Here is a 17,150-nt window from a genome sequence, read left to right on the forward strand (position 1 = left end):
ACCCCCGCCTGACCCCACCCCCAGGGAGAGGGGTGTCTGCAAGTACCACCAAGCAAGATCAAACCCTTCGTCAACCGCTACCAAGTGGGCCGCTTGGTAGCGGTTGACGACCAGAATGATCTTGCTTGGGCGTACTTGCAGACGCACCAATGCAGTGGGCGGGAGTGGCGGGTTAGGTGACCAGGCGTCGTACGACGCCGTCGGCGAGCAGTCTGCCCCGTGCGGTCAGTACCGCCCGGCCACGTGTGTCCAGGGCCGGCCGGTCGAGCAGACCCTCGTCCGCCGCCGCGTGCGCGGCAGCGGTTCCGGCCTGGTCGAGGTCTTCCACCGGCAGCCCTTCGGCGAGCCGGAGTTCCAGCATCACCCGCTCCAGGTGGCGGTCCGCTTCGGTGAGCACCTCGCGTCCGCCGACCGGAGACTCGCCGGACGCGAGTGCGGCGGCGTACCGTGACGGGTGCTTCACGTTCCACCAGCGCACTCCGCCGACGTGGCTGTGTGCTCCGGGTCCCGCGCCCCACCAGTCCCCGCCTCGCCAGTAGCCGAGGTTGTGCCCGCACCGGGCGGCGTCCGAGGACGCCCAGTTCGACACCTCGTACCACCGCAACCCCGCCGCGGCGAGTGAACCGTCGATCAACTCGTAGTACTCGGCGAGCACGTCGTCGTCGGGCCGCGGCAGTTCACCTCTGCGCACCCTGCGGGACAGCGCGGTGCCTTCCTCCACGATCAACGCGTAGGCAGAGACATGGTCCACCCCGGACTCCAGCACCGCGTCGAGCGACGCGCGCAGGTCTTCCGGCCGCTCGCCCGGAGTGCCGTAGATCAGGTCCAGGTTGACGTGGTCGAACCCGGCGGCGCGCGCTTCGGCCGCCGCGGCCACCGGCCTGCCCGGGGTGTGCACCCGGTCGAGCACCTGGAGCACGTGCCTCGCGGCTGACTGCATGCCGAGGGACACCCGCGTGTAGCCGGCTTCCCGGATTCCCGCGAAGAACTCCGGCGAAGTCGACTCCGGATTCGACTCCGTCGTCACCTCGGCGCCGGGAGCCAGCCCGAAGACGTCACGCACGGCGTCGAGTACCGAACCGAGGCCGTCCGCGCCGAGCAGCGACGGCGTCCCGCCCCCGACGAAGACCGTGTCCGCGGCGGGCGGGTTCCCAAGCACCCGCCCGGCCAGCTCGAGTTCCCGCCGCAACCCGTCCAGCCACGATTGCGGGGACGAGCCGGAGTCCAGCTCACCGGCGGTGTAGGTGTTGAAATCGCAGTAGCCGCAGCGAGTCGCACAGAACGGCACGTGCACATACACGCCGAACGGACGCGTGCCGAGCCCCGCCAGTGATTCGGCGGGCAGGGCGGAACCGGCGGGCAGGGCGGCAGAGGTCACCGTCCCAGTGTCCCCAATGCCACATCCAGATCGTTCGACGCCCCCGTCCGGAACTCCGGACATCCACCCGGCGCGCCAGGCCAGCGGAACTGCGGCGGGGCCCGGACCGTGCGGTCCGGGCCCCGTGCTGTGAGCCGCTCCTACCGCTCTACGGGCAGCTCACCCACAGCGATGCCGCTGTGTTCCGGCCGTGCTCACAGGCCGATCAGGCCACCGAGCAGTCCTTGCTCATCCTCGGACCCCTCGATGTGAACATCGCCGCCGGCACTGGAACTCACGTTCTCCGAGCTGGCGCCCTCGCTCGTGGCGCTGCTGCTGCCCTGCTCGAAGCTGGTGTCGCCGTCGCCGTCGGCGTGCGCGCTGACGTACTCGGTCCACGCGCCGTCCGGGCCCGCGAAGCTCGAGGACTCCTCGAAAGAGGTGCCGTCCCCGTCAGCACGGACGTGGCCGTCCGCCTGGGAACTCACGCTGTAGCTGCCAGCACCGTCCGCCCCCGCGAACGAGCCGTTCTCGCCGAAACTGGCGTCGGCCGACGCGATACCGGCCGTGCCCAGGGTGAGCGGAAACGCGAGTGCACTGGCTACAACGGCCCTCTTGACTGTACGCATTCGATCGTCCTTTCTGTCTTCTGGCAGCGGCAGGAACTGGCCGATCCCGACTCCATGGGACAAGCAGTGCCAGGTCCTGCTCCGTTGGTTCGCAAGACCGAACCAATAGGCGGCTTCCACATCCGCCGCCGGAAGTAACACGGAAGGGCGGAAATCACCCTCGCGGTCAGCGCGACCAATCCGAATCGCCGCGCGGTTACGAAGACACCCGTCGCTGCCGCTCGAACGCGCGCCGCCCGGTCAGGTGCCCACCTCGGCTCGATCCAGCAGCGCCGCGAGATCGGCGAGTTCGGGCCGGGTCGTCAGTGCGCCCGCGAGCAGTGGGACGTGCACCATGCCGGGGGTGCTGAACCGCTCTCGCAGGCTCTGCAGGACCTCGCTCTGCTGGGCCAGACGTCCGGCGAGCACCCCCGTCTCCCCCTCGGGGACGACCCGGTTCACGATCAGTGTTCCCAGCCGCATACCCGCCTCGACCAGCGTGTCCGCCGCACGCAGTGTTTCGGCGAGCGGCAGGTGCTCGGGCACCAGCACCAGGTGTACGAGCGAGTCCTCGCGCAACCTCTCCCGCATCCACTCCAGCCGCCTGCGCCGGGCGTGCAGCCGATCGAGCAGCGGGTCCGGTGCCTCGTCCGCCTTGCCCAGCATGCCCGCGGCCATGCGGTCCACGTTCCTGGTCCGTTCTCGTTGCCGTGCCAGCCCCTCAACCCAGGGCGTGAGCAGGGCAGGCAGGCTGAGCAGCCGCACCATGTGTCCGGTCGGCGCGCTGTCGACCACGAGCCGGTCCCATTCGGTGCCGACCTGCTCGACGAGCGCGGTCAGCCGGTCGAGCAGCGCCGCCTCGACCGTGCCGGGGCTGTCGACCGCCCTGGCCAGATGCCGCCGCACCGCGGGCAGCACCTCCCGGGGCAGTGCCTGCTCCGCGTCCTCGGTGATCTCGGCCACCCGCCGGTGCGCCTGTGCCTCACCGCTGACCTCCGCGGCCCACAGGCCGGGTGCCACCTCGGCGGGTTCCTCGCCGAGTGGGGTGGCGAGCACGTCCCCGAGCGAGTGCGCGGGGTCGGTCGAGACGACGAGCGTCCGGTGCCCGCGCCCGGACTGCGCCATGGCCAGCGCGGCGGCCATCGTCGTCTTCCCGACGCCGCCCTTGCCGCCGAGGAAGCGAATGGCGGTCATCGGCTTGGTTTCCTAACAGCAGACACCGGGGTCCCCGAAACTCTCCCTGCCCATCCGCTGATGCCATTCGTGCAGATCGGCGACCAGATACGGCACCAGGTCCAGGGTCTCGTAGGCGACCGGATTGTCGATGCCCAGCGATTCCAGCATCACCAGAGCCCGCAGGGTGTCCTCCTGCCTGCGGGCCTCCCTGCGCAGTCCCTGCCGCCACCGCGCGGTGAAGACCGCGTCGTGACCGCGCTCGACCGCGCGCCAAGCGCCGGCGATACGCGACCAGACACTCACGACTCGGTTTCCGACTCCTGTGCCGGTTCACCGGAGCGCGCACCGACCCACGCCTTGCGCAGGGCGATGCCGGCCTCCACGATCAGCCAGACCGCGAGCACGAAGATGATCAGGTCGAGCGGCGCGAGCACCCACTGGCCCTCCTCGATGAACGTGCCCAGGTTCAGCACCAGTGCCCAGGTGGTCATCGCCAGCAGGAACACCAGCGGGATCAGGATGGAGATCGGGTTACGCCGGTTGCGCGTCACCCAGACCGCGATCACCGCGAGCGCCAGCCCCGCGGTCAGCTGGTTCGTGGTGCCGAAGAGCTGCCACAGCACGCCGAAGGTGTAGCCCTTGTCGCCGCCGCCGGGCAGGAGCGCCATCGCCATCGGCACCGCGACCGCGAGCGCGGTGGCCAGCGTGACGTTGCGCGAGACCGCCTTGACCCCGGCGATGTCCGCGATCTCCTGCACGATGTAGCGCTGCAGCCGGACACCGGTGTCCATCGTGGTCGCGGCGAAGCTGATCACCACGATGGAGGCGAAGATGACGCCGATCGACAACGGCAGGCCCAGATTGCCCGCGAACGAGGCGATGCCGTTGACGAAGTTCGTGGTCGAACCGCCCGAAGCGGTGGAGAAGTCGCTGTAGAGCGCATTCCAGTCCACAGTGGTCGCCGCGACACCCGCGGTACAGGCCAGGATCGAACCGAGTGCGAGGGAGCCCTCGCCCACCGCTCCGAGGTAACCGACGTGCCGGGCGTCGGTCTCCTTGTCCAGCTGTTTCGACGTCGTCCCCGAGGACACGAGACTGTGGAAGCCGGAGATGGCCCCGCACGCGATGGTGATGAACAGGAACGGGAACCAGCTCGGGGAGCCTTCCGGTGTGTCGTTCACCAACGGGGCCACGATGCGGTCCATACCCACGGTGAGACCGAGCAGAATCACGCCGAGCGCGATGAACAGCTGGTGGGAGTTGATGTAGTCCCGCGGCTGCAGCAGCACCCAGACCGGGATTCGCGAGGCGACGAACGTGTAGGCGAACAGCAGGATGACCCACAGGTTGCGCTCGACGAACAGACCGTCCTCCGCGGCGATCCCTTCCAGGGAGATCGGCAGCAGCTGCCCGAGGAAGATCGAGAGGTAGAGCACGATGACGCCGATGATCGAGGGCACCAGTGCCGCACTGCGCGTCCGGTAGATGTACTGACCGATCCCGATGGCCAGCGGAATCTCCAGCACGATCGGCAGGACCGCTTCCGGATACGCCACGAACAGGTTGCCGATGACCACGGCGAACACGGCGTTGACCAGCGTGAGCAGGAAGAAGATGATCAGCAGGAACAACGCACGTGCCCGCTTGTTGACCACTTCCTTGGCCAGCGTGCCGATGCTCTTCGCGCGGTGGCGCACCGAGATGGCGAGTGAACCGAAATCGTGCACCCCGGCCGCGAAGATCGTGCCGAGCACGACCCAGGCCAGTGCGGGACCCCAGCCCCAGAACACGGCGATCGCCGGGCCCACGATCGGGGCCGCGCCCGCGATCGAGGTGAAGTGGTGACCGAACAGCACGTGTTTGTTGGTCGGGACGAAGTCAACGCCGTCGCGCATGCTGTGTGCGGGCGTGACGAACGCCGGGTCGAGCGCGTACACCTTGCGCGCGAGATACTGCGAGTAGTAGCGATACCCGAGGTAGAACAGGACGGCTACGACGAGGGCTACGACGATTGCGGGCATGTCGGACGCTCCAAGGATGGCACTGATGGCACAGACAGCACTGACACCGTTGACAAAGGCCTTGACCAGCCGATTCCGGCGCACCGTAACAGTCCGTTGACCCGGAGAGAAGAGCTGGAACGTGAACGAGTTCGATCAGTTATGGCGTCGTGCGCTCACCGGGGAGATCTCCTGGCTCACGGCGTCCGGGGAACCCGCCGTGCTGCCCGTCACCCCGCTGTCTGGCGGCTCGGACGGACTCGCCTGCGTCGCGCTTCCCTACTCCAGCGCGGGTGAGGTCGCCGGCCTGCGGTCCGCGACGGAGGTCGCGTTCTCGGTGACGGACTCCCGATCACTGTCACAGGGCAGGCCGGGGCATGCGGTGATCGGCGACGTCGAGATCATCGACGACACCGAGGGGGAGATCTTCTCCGTGGAACTGCTGCGCCAGGAACTGGTGAAGTACCCACCCACCAGGACGCTGGCGGACAGCCCGCTGCTTTGCAGGGAGAACTGGTGGTGGTTGCCGCGCATCATCGTGCGGCCGATGCGGGTGCGCAGGGAGCTGGAACTGGCGGCAAGGACCAATCCGGCCACCCAGGCCCTGCTGGTGCGCGATGACGGCACCGGGCTCACGCTGGACACGGTCACCGTGGAGCACGACCGCGATCCGGTGCGGCTGACACAGCTCGATGGCGGGCCGCTGCGCGGGGACGGTGCCGCCTCGGCCGTCAGTGGCTACGACTACTCGATGCCGGATCTGGAACGGTGGGAACGCTGGTCGCTGCACGGCGCCCTGTTCGGCGACGAACTGAGCGTCGCCCACCGGTCCGGTAACCCCGAGGCCGACCTCGCGCCACTGTCCCTGCTGCCACGTATCCGCCGCCAGCACGCACTGGCCAGGGATTGCCGGAAGGAACTGGCCGCCAGGGAGCGCGCTCGGCGGGCTTGATCGACCGCGATCCGGCCGGGTGACGCTGCTCCCACCATGTGGATGGCGCTAGACCACGTAGTGGGCGCGTGGCAGTCTGACAGGGTGACTTCTGCCGGTGTGCGCCTCGTGGCTCGACGACACGTCGACCTGCGCCGTGTGGCCAGCGCACTGTGCGCGGCGACGCGCTGAACACCGCCGCCACTGCCACTATCTAGGACCCGCAGGCGCCGGATGCGCCGCGAATCGCTCCCACCACGGTTTCACCTGGGCGTTCTCGCTGCGCACGGCTCCACCACAGCCCCGGAGGACGACGAATGGCCTCGCCGACACGCGACACCCCGAACGCCGGTCGCACAGCACGTCCGAAACAACGCCGTGGCGAGGGCCAGTGGGCGTTGGGATACCGCGAGCCACTGAACCCCAACGAGCGTTCGAAGAAGGACGACAACCCGCTCAACGTCCGCGCGCGGATCGAGAACATCTACGCCGACGGTGGGTTCGACTCGATCGACCCGGGCGACCTACGCGGACGTTTCCGCTGGTTCGGGCTCTACACCCAGCGCAAGCCCGGAATCGACGGTGGGCGTACCGCGACACTGGAGCCCGAGGAGCTCGACGACGAGTACTTCATGCTCAGGGTCCGGCTGGACGGCGGCACGCTGAGCACCGAGCAGTTGACCGTTCTCGGGGAGATCTCGCAGACCTACGCCCGTGACACCGCCGACATCACCGACCGGCAGAACATCCAGTACCACTGGATCCAGGTCGAGGACATGCCGACCATCTGGCAGAAGCTGGAGGACGCGGGCATGACCACGATGGAGGCCTGCGGCGACAGCCCCAGGGTCATCCTCGGCTCGCCGGTCGCGGGCATCTCCGCCGAAGAGGTGATCGACGGCACTCCCGCGATCGACGAGATCAAGCGCCGCTTCATCGGGGACCCGAAGTTCGCGAACCTGCCACGCAAGTTCAAGACCGCGGTTTCCGGCCTGCCCGACGTCGCGCACGAGATCCACGACGTCGCCTTCGTCGGCGTGCGGCATCCGGAGCACGGGCCCGGTTTCGACGTATGGGTCGGTGGCGGGCTCTCCACCAATCCGATGATCGGCCAGCGCCTCGGCGCATGGGTCCCGTTGGACGAGGTGCCCGACGTCTGGGAAGGCGTCATCAGCATCTTCCGGGACTACGGCTACCGGCGCCTGCGCTCGCGTGCGCGGATCAAGTTCCTGGTCAAGGACTGGGGCGCGGAGAAGTTCCGGGAGATTCTCGAAACCAAGTACCTCGAACGCAAGCTGATCGACGGACCCGCACCCGAGGTCCCCGAACAGCCGCTGGACCACGTGGGCACGCACCGCCAGCACGACGGCAACTACTACGTCGGCGCGGCACCGATCGCCGGGCGCGTGTCGGGCTCCACACTGCTCGCGGTGGCCAAGGCGGCCGAGCGCGCCGGATCCGCCAGGGTCCGGCTGACACCGCAGCAGAAGCTGGTTGTGCTGGACGTGCCCGAGACCGAACTGAGCGGACTGCGCGGCGAACTCGCCGACCTCGGACTGCAGACCGAGCCGTCGCCGTGGCGGCGGGGAGTGATGGCCTGCACGGGGATCGAGTTCTGCAAGCTCGCCATCGTCGAGACCAAGGCCAGGGCCCACGACCTGGTGGCCGACCTCGAACGCAGACTGGCCGATATCCAGTCCGGTGTGGACGCTCCGGTGAGTGTGCACCTCAACGGCTGCCCGAACTCCTGTGCCCGTATCCAGACCGCGGACATCGGCCTGAAGGGGCAGATCGTCACCGACGCCGACGGCAACCAGGTTGAGGGATTCCAGGTGCACCTCGGCGGCGGGCTCGGCCTCGATGCGGGATTCGGCCGGAAACTGCGTGGTCACAAGGTCACCACCGCCGAACTGACCGACTATGTGGAGCGGGTGGTGCGGAACTTCGTCACCCAGCGCACCGACGGCGAGCGTTTTCCGCAGTGGGTGGCCCGCGCCGACGAGGGTGACCTGAAGTGACCTCGCAGCGCGCGGTCCCCTTCTACTGCCCGTTCTGTGGTGAAGAGGACCTGCGCCCGGAAGAGAACGGCGGCTGGCTGTGTTCTTCCTGCAGAAGAGTTTTCTCGGTCACGATGATCGGCCTGCAGCTTCCTGGAGGAGTTCGATGACGGCAGCCACGCGAACGGACGAACTGAAGGCACTGGCCGAACAGGCCTCCGCGGACCTCGCGGACGCCCCCGCCGAGGAGGCGATCCGGTGGGCGGTGGAGCAGTTCGGCGACGACCTGATCGTCGCCTCGAATATGCAGGACGCGGTTCTGATCGATCTGGCGACCAAGGTCAAAGCCGATGTCGACGTGCTGTTCCTGGAGACCGGCTACCACTTCGCGGAGACAATCGGCACCCGCGACGCCGTTGAGACGGTCTACTCGGGAATCCGGGTGGTGAACGCCAAGGCCGAGCAGAGCGTTGCGGAGCAGGACGCGGAGTACGGGCCGAAACTGCACGACCGCGACCCGGCCCAGTGCTGTCATCTGCGCAAGGTGATTCCGTTGCGCCGGACGCTGGCGAACTACTCGTGCTGGATCACCGGTGTGCGCAGGGTGGACGCGCCCACCAGGGCGAACACCCCGGTGATCACCTGGGACGACCGCAACGGGCTGGTCAAGGTCAACCCGATCGCACCGTGGAGCGACGACGAGTTCCGCGACTACATCGACCGGCACGGAATTCTGGAAAACCCACTGGTGCACGCGGGATACCCGTCGATCGGCTGCGCGCCCTGCACGGCGAAGGTCGCCCCCGGCGACGACCCGCGCAGCGGCCGCTGGGCGGGCAAGTCCAAGACCGAGTGCGGTCTGCACGGCTAGAGAGGAACACATGACCACGCTCGAACCCGCCACCGACGCGGCCAGGGACAACCTCGCCGCGCTCGAGTCCGAGGCCATCCACATCTTCCGTGAGGTCGCGGGCGAGTTCGACCGCCCGGTGATCCTGTTCTCCGGCGGCAAGGACTCCACTCTGCTGCTACACCTCGCGATCAAGGCGTTCTGGCCGGCTCCGGTGCCGTTTCCCTTGCTGCACGTGGACACCGGGCACAACTTCGACGAGGTCATCGCCTTCCGCGACGAGGTGGTGACAAAGCACAATCTCCGGTTGGTCGTGGCGAAGGTCCAGGACTGGATCGACGACGGCAGGCTGGCCGAACGGCCGGACGGCACCCGAAACCCGCTGCAGACCGTCCCGCTACTGGACACGATCAGCGAGAACAAGTACGACGCTGTGTTTGGCGGCGGCAGGCGCGACGAGGAGCGGGCTCGTGCCAAGGAGCGCATCTTCAGCCTGCGTAACGCTTTCGGACAGTGGGATCCGCGTAGGCAGCGGCCCGAGCTGTGGAACCTCTACAACGGACGCCATCGTCCCGGTGAACAGGTGCGGGTCTTCCCGCTGTCGAACTGGACCGAGGCCGACGTGTGGAACTACATCGCCCGCGAGGGCATCGAACTGCCGTCGATCTACTACGCGCATCAGCGCGAGGTCTACCTGCGTGACGGAATGCTGCTTACCGAGGGACCGTGGGGCGGCCCGCGCGAGAACGAGGACGTGCGGGAACTGACTGTGCGTTACCGCACGGTCGGCGACGGCTCCTGCACGGGAGCGGTGGAGTCCACCGCCGCCACCGTGGAGGACGTGATCACCGAGGTGCTGGCGAGCAGGCTCACCGAACGCGGTGCCACCAGGGCGGACGACCGGTTGTCCGAGGCCGCCATGGAGGACCGCAAGAAGGAAGGCTACTTCTGATGGGAGAGGCACAGCGATGAGCTCGTTGCTACGTCTGGCCACGGCGGGAAGCGTGGACGACGGCAAGTCCACACTCGTCGGAAGGCTGCTCTACGACACCAAGTCGGTACTGGCCGACCAACTCGACGCCGTGCAGCGCGCGAGTGTCGACCGAGGACTGTCCACACCGGATCTTTCGCTCCTGGTGGACGGGCTGCGTTCGGAACGGGAACAGGGCATCACCATTGATGTGGCCTACCGGTACTTCGCCACGCCCCGGCGCAGTTTCGTCCTCGCCGACACTCCGGGTCACGTGCAGTACACCCGCAACACGGTCACCGGTGCCTCCACAGCGCAGCTGGCCGTACTGCTGGTGGACGCACGCAAGGGCGTTATCGAGCAGACCCGAAGGCACGCGGCCGTACTCGCGCTGCTGGGCGTGCCGCGGCTCGTGCTCGCGGTCAACAAGATCGACCTGATCGGCTACGACGAGGCCGCCTTCGACGTGATCGCCAAGGAGTTCGCGACCCACGCCGCCTCCCTCGGCTACGGCGACGGCAGCGTGCTCACGATCCCGGTTTCGGCCCTGCACGGCGACAACGTGGCCGTCGCATCGGACAGCACGCCCTGGTACTCCGGTCCCACCCTGCTGGAGCACCTGGAGTCCGTGCCGGTGGCACCCGACCCGCACGACGCGGCCTTCCGGCTGCCGGTGCAGTACGTCATCCGGCCGAGGACACCCGAACACCCCGACTACCGCGGCTACGCGGGGCAGATCGCGGCGGGCACGGTGCGGCCGGGCGACGAGGTGGTCGTGCTGCCGCAGGGGTTGCGCAGCACGGTCGAACGCGTGGATACCGCCGACGGATCGCTGCCCGAGGCGGGATCCGGGAGTTCGGTCACCGTCATCCTCACCGACGAGCTGGACATCGCCCGCGGCGATCTCATCGCCTCGGCGGAGCAGCGTCCTGTCGTCACCGACGAATTCACCGCGGCGTTGTGCTGGCTGTCCGGGAAGTCCCTGACGGCAGGTTCGAAGGTGCTCGTCAAGCACGGTGCGCGCACCGTACAGGCGCTCGTGCAGGACCTCCACTCCCGGTTCGACGAGCAGACTCTGTCCACGGTGGACTCTCCAGATTCACTGGAGCTGAACGAGATCGGCAGCGTGCGGTTGCGGCTGTCCGAGGAGATCCCGGTGGACGACTACGCGAGCAGCCCCAGGACGGGCGCGTTTCTGGTCATCGATCCGAAGGACGGCGACACCCTCGCCGCGGGCATGGTCGGCGACCGGTTCTCCGGGTTGGGTGAGCGGGCGGCGTGAGCGCGGCAGCACCGCTCCCCCTGGTCGCCGTCGCGCACGGCAGCAGGGACCCGCGCTCGTCGGCGTGTGTCCGGGACCTCACTCGCGCGGTGCGGAAAGCGGCGCCGGAACTCGAGGTACGTACCGCGTTCCTCGATCTTTCCGAGCCGAAGGTGACCGATGTGCTCACCGGGTTGCACGCCGAGGGTCATCAGGGGGCCGTGGTGGTGCCTCTGCTGCTCGGCAGTGCGTTTCACGCCCGAGTCGACCTGCCCGCGCTGATCGAGCAGGTGACCGCGGCCGCGCCCGGGTTCCGGGTACCGGTCGCCGAGGTACTCGGGATCGACCCCGCGCTGGAGTCGCTGGCCGCCGATCGGCTCTCCGAGACCGGCGCGGATCTCACCGACCCCGGACTCGGTGTCGTACTCGCCGCCGTCGGTTCCTCGAGTACGGCGGCGAACGACGCGGTCTCGAGGATGGCGCGCCGGTGGCAGCGCCGTCACCGCGTGGCGGGCGTGGCTCCGGCGTTCGCCAGTACCAGTCCGGATGTGCAGGCCGCGATCGCCCGGCTGCGGGCCAGGGGCGCGCGGCGCTTCGCCGTCGCTTCCTGGTTCCTCGCCCCGGGCCTGCTGCCGGACCGGGTCGCCGCACATGCCGCCGAGGTGGACCCCGGTATCCCGATCGCCGCGCCTCTCGGCGCCGAACCCAGGGTCGCCGATCTCGTCCTGCGCCGCTACGACCAGATCGTGGCTTCGGCAGTCCGCAGCGCCTGAACCAGGCCCCGCACTTTTCCGGGAAAGTGCGCAGAGTGCTTGGCCGCCCACCTTCTCGCCTGCGCGGTTGTGCCAGAGTGAGGCCTATGGCTGATGAACTGGTGCACTACGGGGTCGAGGCCGGGGTGGCGACGATCACCCTCGACTCGCCGCACAATCGCAATGCCCTTTCCGCGCAGCTGCGCCGCGAGCTACTCGATGGACTCGCCGCAGCTCAGGAGGACGACGAGGTCAGGGTGATCGTGCTGGATCACACTGGTCCGGTCTTCTGCGCGGGGATGGACCTGAAGGAGGCCCGTGGAGCGGGAGCGGGCGACCAGGGCGTCAACGAGTTCCCGCAGATCCTGGAGCGGATCTGGACGAGCCCGAAGCCTGTGGTGGCAAAGCTCGCCGGGCCTGCCCGCGCCGGTGGCGTCGGCATGGTCGCCGCGGCCGACATCGCCGTCGCGGTGACGGAGGCGACCTTCGCGTTCACCGAGGTGCGGATCGGCGTGATCCCGGCGGTCATCTCGGTCACCGTGCTGCCGAGGCTTGCCCCGCGCGATGCCCACGAGCTGTTCCTCACCGGGGACACTTTCGACGCCGAGCGCGCCGCCCGGATCGGGCTGATCAACTCGGCGGTGCCCGCCGAGGAACTCGACACCGAGGTGCGGCGTTTCGTCACCTCGCTGTCACTCGGCGGTCCGAACGCGCTCGCGGCCACGAAGGAACTGCTCCGGTCGGAGAAGGCACCGAGCATGACCGCGGCGTTCGAGCAGATGATCGCGACTTCCGCGCGCTTCTTCGCCAGCGAGGAAGGCCAGGAAGGCATCACCGCCTTCGCGCAGAAGCGCAGGCCGAACTGGGTTCCGGAAGGCTGAGGGAGCTCGCGGTCAGCCGTCGGCCAGAAGCACGACCAGCCGGCGGTTGACCGGCCGGTTTCCGTTGGGTGCGAGTGCGCGCTGGGCATCGGACAGCACGCCGTGGATCGCCAGGTAGCCCTTGGGGTCCGTGCGCTTGAGCACGTCAGCCGCCACCCAGATCAGCACGTGCTCCCCCTCGGGCAGCCAGGACAGGTCGGTCAGCGAGTCGTAGAGCGCGTCGAGGTTGCGGCCGAACCAGCTGGGAAAGGACAGTGCCGCGGCGATCGCGTCCATGGCGGACGTCTTGTCCGGATCGCTTCCGGTGTCCACGACATGCGGGTACGCACCGCGCGAACGGGCTCGCGCGACGAGCGTGCCGGTGTCGTTGTCCCCCATGGCGGTCATCGCTTCGGATCCACGACGACGAAGGACGAGTAGTGGTCCGCCGTGTAGTACAGCTCCGCGGACTCGCCGGTCACCAGTCGGCGAGCGCCGCGATCCTGGCTGCCTGGAGTGGGCACCGTGTACTCGTGGTAGTAACCAGATTCCTTGAGTGGCAACAACTTCTCCCGATTTCCGAACACGCTCCCGTCCTTGCCCGGATACGGGAACGGGCCGTCCTGCTCAATCAGCTCCCAGGTCTGCCGCGCCTGGTCCGGCAGGGCGGACAGCGGCTCGACCCGCAGACCGGACTCGATCCCCGGGACCGTACTACCGGTGTCCCCGCCACCGCCGGTTCCACCGTCGGCCCCGACGACGTCCTGGATCAGCCAGCCGCCGAGGACGAGGACCAGCAGCCCGATCAACGCCGCGGTGATCCGCCTCCGGTTCAGCACCGCGTCACTCCGCCCTGTCCGCCCGCGTGTCCACACGCGGAGCAGTGTTCTCATCCCACCGGTCGGTGCCGAACCAGGTGGCGACCCGGTCGACGATCCGGCCCAGCAGCCACGCCAACGCCAGGCACAACGGGATCAGCACCGCCATGACCAACACGAACTGCACGGGGAACCAGCGCTGCACGAGCCACAGCTCCAGCGCGTCCCACCACTCGGCCAGTCCATCGAGCACGAGTGTGAGCCTACGCCGGGGCTGCTGCCAAACAGGTGACGGGCCGGTAGGTTGGCCGCATGTTTGCCGTGTACGCGAAGGAACCCAACCAGGACGACCCGCTGGCCTCGCTCGTCGTCGGCGAACGACCCGAACCGGAGGTGCCCGATGGCTGGGTCACCGTCTCCGTGAAGGCCGCCAGCCTGAACATGCACGATCTCTGGACGCTGCGAGGTGTCGGGATCAAACCCGAGCAGTTCCCGATGATCCTCGGTTGTGACGGCGCAGGGGTGCTCGAGGACGGCACCGAGGTCGTGCTGCACTCGGTGATCAATGCGGCGGGCTGGCAGGGCGACGACACACTCGACCCCAAACGCACGCTGCTCACCGAGAAGCACCAGGGCACTTTTGCCGATCGGGTCGTCGTGCCTGCCCGCAACGTCCTGCCCAAGCCGGCCGGCCTCTCCTTCCAGGAAGCCGCGACGATGGGGACCGCGTGGTTGACCGCCTATCGGATGCTGTTCGTCAAGTCCGGGCTGCGGCCAGGCCAGACCATGCTCGTCCAAGGAGCGTCCGGCGGTGTCTCCACCGCGCTGGTCCAGCTCGGCAGGGCCGCCGGAATGCGCGTCTGGGTGACCGGCAGGAGTGCGGAGAAGCGCGCGCTCGCCGAAGGGCTGGGTGCGCACCAGAGCTTCGAGTCCGGAGCCCGCCTGCCCGAGCGGGTCGACGCCGTGTTCGAGACCGTCGGCAAGGCGACGTGGGGCCACTCGGTGCGCTCGCTCAAGCCCGGCGGCATCATTGTCGTCTCCGGATCGACAAGCGGACCGGACGCCAATGCCGAGTTGCAGCGAGTCTTCTTCCTGCAACTGAGGGTAACCGGCTCCACGATGGGCACCAGGGACGAGCTCGCGGATCTGCTGTCCTACGTCGAGCTGTCCGGGATTCGCCCGCAGATCGGGGCCGAACTGCCCTTCTCCGATGCCGCGCAAGGGTTCGCGGACATGCAGCAGGGCGCTACGGCCGGAAAAATCGTGTTCACCAAAAATTAGCTCTGACCAGCACAGACGCCTTGTTGACACCGCGCCGATACTGGTTTGTGATCCACTGGTTAGCGGGTTGAACCGCAAGTTGTTGGCTAACCTGTAGAGATGACCGCAACGCGGCGGGAGGCATCGCCTGACACGGCGAGCCACGAGGTGGCCGACCCGGCCGAGGTACGGGTCGGCCACCGCCGCTATGCCGGCGTCCGCACGAGGGTGCTGGAGGTCGGCCCCCGCGGCGCTGAGACGCACCGGCACCACGGCCGCACCTCTCGGCTCAGGACAGGCCGGCTGACGGGTAAACGGGCGGGGACCAGGCCGACCGCTCCGAGGCTGGTCCTGCTGCACGGCTACTGCGACAACGCCGACACCTGGATGTCGGTGCTGGCCGAACTGGGTGCCGCGGGCCACAGCGCCATCGCGGTGGACCTTCCCGGATTCGGCGAGGCGGAACCGTTGCGCCCAGGCCCGATGCTGCCCCAGTTGGACGCGTTCGCCGCCGCGATCGTCCGTGAGCAGTCCGTGCTGGGCAACGTCGTACTCGCGGGCAACTCGCTCGGCGGCACCACGAGCCTTCGGGCGGCACAGAACCAGCGGCTGCAGATCGCCGGAGTCGCCTCGATCGCGGCCCCCGGGCTCGTCGACTCCTGGCTCGTGCGGACCGTCGGCCGCTACCCGTTCCCGCTGCGGCTGTACAACGCCCTGCCCCTGCCGGTCCCCAGCTTCCTCGTACGCACGGTCGCCGAACAGGTCATCCCGCGACTGCTCTACGCCGACAGTTCGGCCGCCGAACGGGAACAGGTCCGGCGCTTCGTCGAACTCTTCCCCGACTACCGGGCGACCACCGCCCGCTTGGAGCAGGCCAGGCAGTTGGTCGGCGAACTGGCCGACGCATACCAGCTCGACCAGATCCAGGCGCCGTTGCTCGTGGTCGCCTGTGGCAAGGACCGCTTGGTGAGCGCGGCCGCGGGGCGGCGCCTGCACTCGCTGGTGCCACACAGCAGGTTGCTCGTGCGAGAGGACTGGGGTCACTGTCCCCAGCTCGACGACCCGGCCGCGATCGCCGAACTGCTCGGCTACTTCGCGGCCGGTGCACAGCACGGGAGTGCGCTGCACGCACCGCGGCAGCTCGATATCGACGAGGAGCGCGGCGCGGCCGGGTAGTCCCGTACGGAGCTCGGCTCAGCCGGGCAGCCTGCGTCCGCCGCTGTCGATGGCCTCCCGCGCCTGCCCGCGCAACCGGTCGATGATCTCGGCTGTCGGCCCCGTACCGGCCAGTGGGTAGGTCTGCCCTGCCCACAGTGACATCGACTCGGAGTCTCCCGCGGCGGCGGCCGCGGCCCTGATCGGCTTACTGAGGTGATGCACCTGCGGATACGCGGCGGGGGCGTGCGCGGAGTGCTCACGCAGGAACCGGTTGGCCAGCCCGCGAGCGGGGCGGCCGCTGAACGCCCTCGTGATGGCTGTCGGCCTACCGGCCTCGCCGAGTGCGTCCCGATACGCCTGGGCGGTACCAGCCTCGTCCGCGCGCAGGAACGCCGTCCCCAGCTGGGCGGCGGCGGCCCCCGCCACCAGCACCGCGGCGATGTCCGCACCATGCACGAGGCCACCGGTGGCGACCAGCGGCAGATCGGTCTCGGCCGAGATCAGCCGCAGTGCCGCGAGCAGCCCGTAGAGCTCGCCTCCCGCTGGATCGGCCGGGTCGTCGGTGAACACCCCACGATGTGCACCCGCCTCGAAACCCTGCACGCACAACCCGTCCACTCCCAATGCGGCGGCCTGCCGAGCTTCGGCGGGACTGGTGACCGTCACCAGCACCTTGCTACCGGCCTCGTGCAGCCGGGCGACATCCTCGGCGAGGGGCGCGCCGAAGGTGAACGACACCACCGGGACGCCACTGGCGACCACCAGGTCGAGCTTGGCCGGATAGACGTCGTCGTCCCAGCGCGGGGTTCCCGCCTCGACGCCCAGCCGCCGCGCCTCCGGACCCAGCCGTTCGGCGTAGCTGCCGAGGTCCGCACCGGAACGGACTCCGGGTACGAACAGATTGACCCCGAACTCGGCATCGGTGAGGGCCCTGGTCCGCTCGATCCGCTCGGCGAGTGCCTCAACGCCCAGGTATCCGGCGGCCAGGAAGCCGAACGCCCCCGCCCGGCCCGCTGCGGCGACCAGCTCGGGTGTGGAGGGACCACCGGCCATGGGTGCGACGAGCACGGGAAAACGCAGACTCTCGAACATGTGCACAGCGTACGAACTGCCGGGCGGGCATCGACGACCCCGCCCTGCTCACCTCGAGCG

The 17,150-nt window shown here is 68.7% G+C and carries 20 protein-coding genes; 11 read left to right on the forward strand and 9 right to left on the reverse strand.

The window, feature by feature from the left end:
• Nucleotides 1-172 precede the first annotated feature (172 nt).
• From hemW to D0C15_RS13210, 5 genes are all read right to left on the reverse strand, one after another.
• Entirely contained in the window at nucleotides 173-1,378 is a 1,206-nt protein-coding gene (hemW, locus tag D0C15_RS13190; RefSeq protein WP_245975747.1) for a radical SAM family heme chaperone HemW, read from the reverse strand.
• Nucleotides 1,379-1,572: 194 nt separating this feature from the next.
• On the reverse strand, nucleotides 1,573-1,986 hold the full coding sequence (locus D0C15_RS13195; RefSeq protein WP_211323187.1) for a hypothetical protein: 414 nt from the start codon (nucleotides 1,984-1,986) through the stop codon (nucleotides 1,573-1,575).
• A gap of 240 nt (nucleotides 1,987-2,226) precedes the next feature.
• Nucleotides 2,227-3,159, reverse strand: a complete 933-nt coding sequence (locus D0C15_RS13200; protein ID WP_116044714.1) for an ArsA family ATPase — start codon at nucleotides 3,157-3,159, stop codon at nucleotides 2,227-2,229.
• A 12-nt stretch (nucleotides 3,160-3,171) separates the two neighbouring features.
• Entirely contained in the window at nucleotides 3,172-3,444 is a 273-nt protein-coding gene (locus D0C15_RS13205; RefSeq protein WP_116044716.1) for a cory-CC-star protein, read from the reverse strand.
• Nucleotides 3,441-5,162, reverse strand: coding sequence for a carbon starvation CstA family protein (locus tag D0C15_RS13210; protein ID WP_116044980.1), 1,722 nt, complete (start codon nucleotides 5,160-5,162; stop codon nucleotides 3,441-3,443). Before D0C15_RS13210 ends, D0C15_RS13205 begins: the two co-directional genes overlap by 4 nt.
• 121 nt (nucleotides 5,163-5,283) lie before the next feature.
• Between D0C15_RS13210 and D0C15_RS13215 the strand changes: the two genes are divergently transcribed.
• The 9 genes from D0C15_RS13215 (at nucleotide 5,284) to D0C15_RS13250 (ending at nucleotide 12,783) form a co-directional block, all read left to right on the forward strand.
• Nucleotides 5,284-6,093, forward strand: coding sequence for a hypothetical protein (locus D0C15_RS13215; protein ID WP_116044718.1), 810 nt, complete (start codon nucleotides 5,284-5,286; stop codon nucleotides 6,091-6,093).
• 42 nt (nucleotides 6,094-6,135) lie between these two features.
• Nucleotides 6,136-6,264 (forward strand): putative leader peptide, encoded by a 129-nt coding sequence (locus D0C15_RS35700; protein WP_425455386.1) that lies wholly within the window; start codon nucleotides 6,136-6,138, stop codon nucleotides 6,262-6,264.
• Nucleotides 6,265-6,389: 125 nt separating this feature from the next.
• Nucleotides 6,390-8,090: a nitrite/sulfite reductase gene (locus D0C15_RS13220; protein ID WP_116044720.1), complete on the forward strand. Its 1,701-nt coding sequence runs from the start codon at nucleotides 6,390-6,392 to the stop codon at nucleotides 8,088-8,090.
• Nucleotides 8,087-8,239: an eL43 family ribosomal protein gene (locus D0C15_RS35045; RefSeq protein ID WP_116044722.1), complete on the forward strand. Its 153-nt coding sequence runs from the start codon at nucleotides 8,087-8,089 to the stop codon at nucleotides 8,237-8,239. The genes D0C15_RS13220 and D0C15_RS35045 overlap by 4 nt, the downstream gene beginning before the upstream one ends.
• Nucleotides 8,236-8,940, forward strand: a complete 705-nt coding sequence (locus tag D0C15_RS13230) for a phosphoadenylyl-sulfate reductase (RefSeq protein WP_116044725.1) — start codon at nucleotides 8,236-8,238, stop codon at nucleotides 8,938-8,940. Before D0C15_RS35045 ends, D0C15_RS13230 begins: the two co-directional genes overlap by 4 nt.
• A 10-nt stretch (nucleotides 8,941-8,950) precedes the next feature.
• Nucleotides 8,951-9,871: a sulfate adenylyltransferase subunit CysD gene (gene cysD / locus D0C15_RS13235; RefSeq protein WP_116044727.1), complete on the forward strand. Its 921-nt coding sequence runs from the start codon at nucleotides 8,951-8,953 to the stop codon at nucleotides 9,869-9,871.
• 16 nt (nucleotides 9,872-9,887) lie between these two features.
• Complete coding sequence (locus D0C15_RS13240; protein WP_116044730.1) at nucleotides 9,888-11,171, forward strand: sulfate adenylyltransferase subunit 1; 1,284 nt, start codon at nucleotides 9,888-9,890, stop codon at nucleotides 11,169-11,171.
• On the forward strand, nucleotides 11,168-11,923 hold the full coding sequence (locus D0C15_RS13245; RefSeq protein WP_116044732.1) for a sirohydrochlorin chelatase: 756 nt from the start codon (nucleotides 11,168-11,170) through the stop codon (nucleotides 11,921-11,923). Before D0C15_RS13240 ends, D0C15_RS13245 begins: the two co-directional genes overlap by 4 nt.
• Before the next feature lie 86 nt (nucleotides 11,924-12,009).
• Entirely contained in the window at nucleotides 12,010-12,783 is a 774-nt protein-coding gene (locus D0C15_RS13250) for an enoyl-CoA hydratase family protein (RefSeq protein ID WP_116044733.1), read from the forward strand.
• Between the two features lie 12 nt (nucleotides 12,784-12,795).
• Here D0C15_RS13250 and D0C15_RS13255 read toward each other — a convergent pair whose 3' ends face one another.
• From D0C15_RS13255 to D0C15_RS13265, 3 genes are read right to left on the reverse strand one after another with little or no spacing between them, the layout of a single operon-like run.
• Complete coding sequence (locus D0C15_RS13255) at nucleotides 12,796-13,170, reverse strand: barstar family protein (RefSeq protein WP_116044735.1); 375 nt, start codon at nucleotides 13,168-13,170, stop codon at nucleotides 12,796-12,798.
• Entirely contained in the window at nucleotides 13,167-13,601 is a 435-nt protein-coding gene (locus D0C15_RS13260; RefSeq protein WP_116044738.1) for a guanyl-specific ribonuclease, read from the reverse strand. Before D0C15_RS13260 ends, D0C15_RS13255 begins: the two co-directional genes overlap by 4 nt.
• Nucleotides 13,602-13,605: 4 nt before the next feature.
• Entirely contained in the window at nucleotides 13,606-13,833 is a 228-nt protein-coding gene (locus D0C15_RS13265; RefSeq protein ID WP_116044741.1) for a hypothetical protein, read from the reverse strand.
• A gap of 59 nt (nucleotides 13,834-13,892) precedes the next feature.
• Between D0C15_RS13265 and D0C15_RS13270 the strand changes: the two genes are divergently transcribed.
• Nucleotides 13,893-14,861 (forward strand): quinone oxidoreductase family protein, encoded by a 969-nt coding sequence (locus D0C15_RS13270; protein ID WP_116044743.1) that lies wholly within the window; start codon nucleotides 13,893-13,895, stop codon nucleotides 14,859-14,861.
• Between the two features lie 99 nt (nucleotides 14,862-14,960).
• A complete protein-coding gene (locus tag D0C15_RS13275) occupies nucleotides 14,961-16,016 on the forward strand; it encodes an alpha/beta hydrolase (protein WP_116044745.1) in 1,056 nt (351 codons plus the stop codon).
• An 18-nt stretch (nucleotides 16,017-16,034) separates the two neighbouring features.
• Here the strand turns inward: D0C15_RS13275 and D0C15_RS13280 are convergent, their stop codons facing one another.
• Nucleotides 16,035-17,090 (reverse strand): NAD(P)H-dependent flavin oxidoreductase, encoded by a 1,056-nt coding sequence (locus D0C15_RS13280; RefSeq protein ID WP_116044748.1) that lies wholly within the window; start codon nucleotides 17,088-17,090, stop codon nucleotides 16,035-16,037.
• Between the last annotated feature and the right edge of the window lie 60 nt (nucleotides 17,091-17,150).

It is taken from the genome of Amycolatopsis palatopharyngis, from assembly GCF_003385185.1.
GTDB classification, from domain to species: Bacteria; Actinomycetota; Actinomycetes; order Mycobacteriales; family Pseudonocardiaceae; genus Amycolatopsis; species Amycolatopsis palatopharyngis.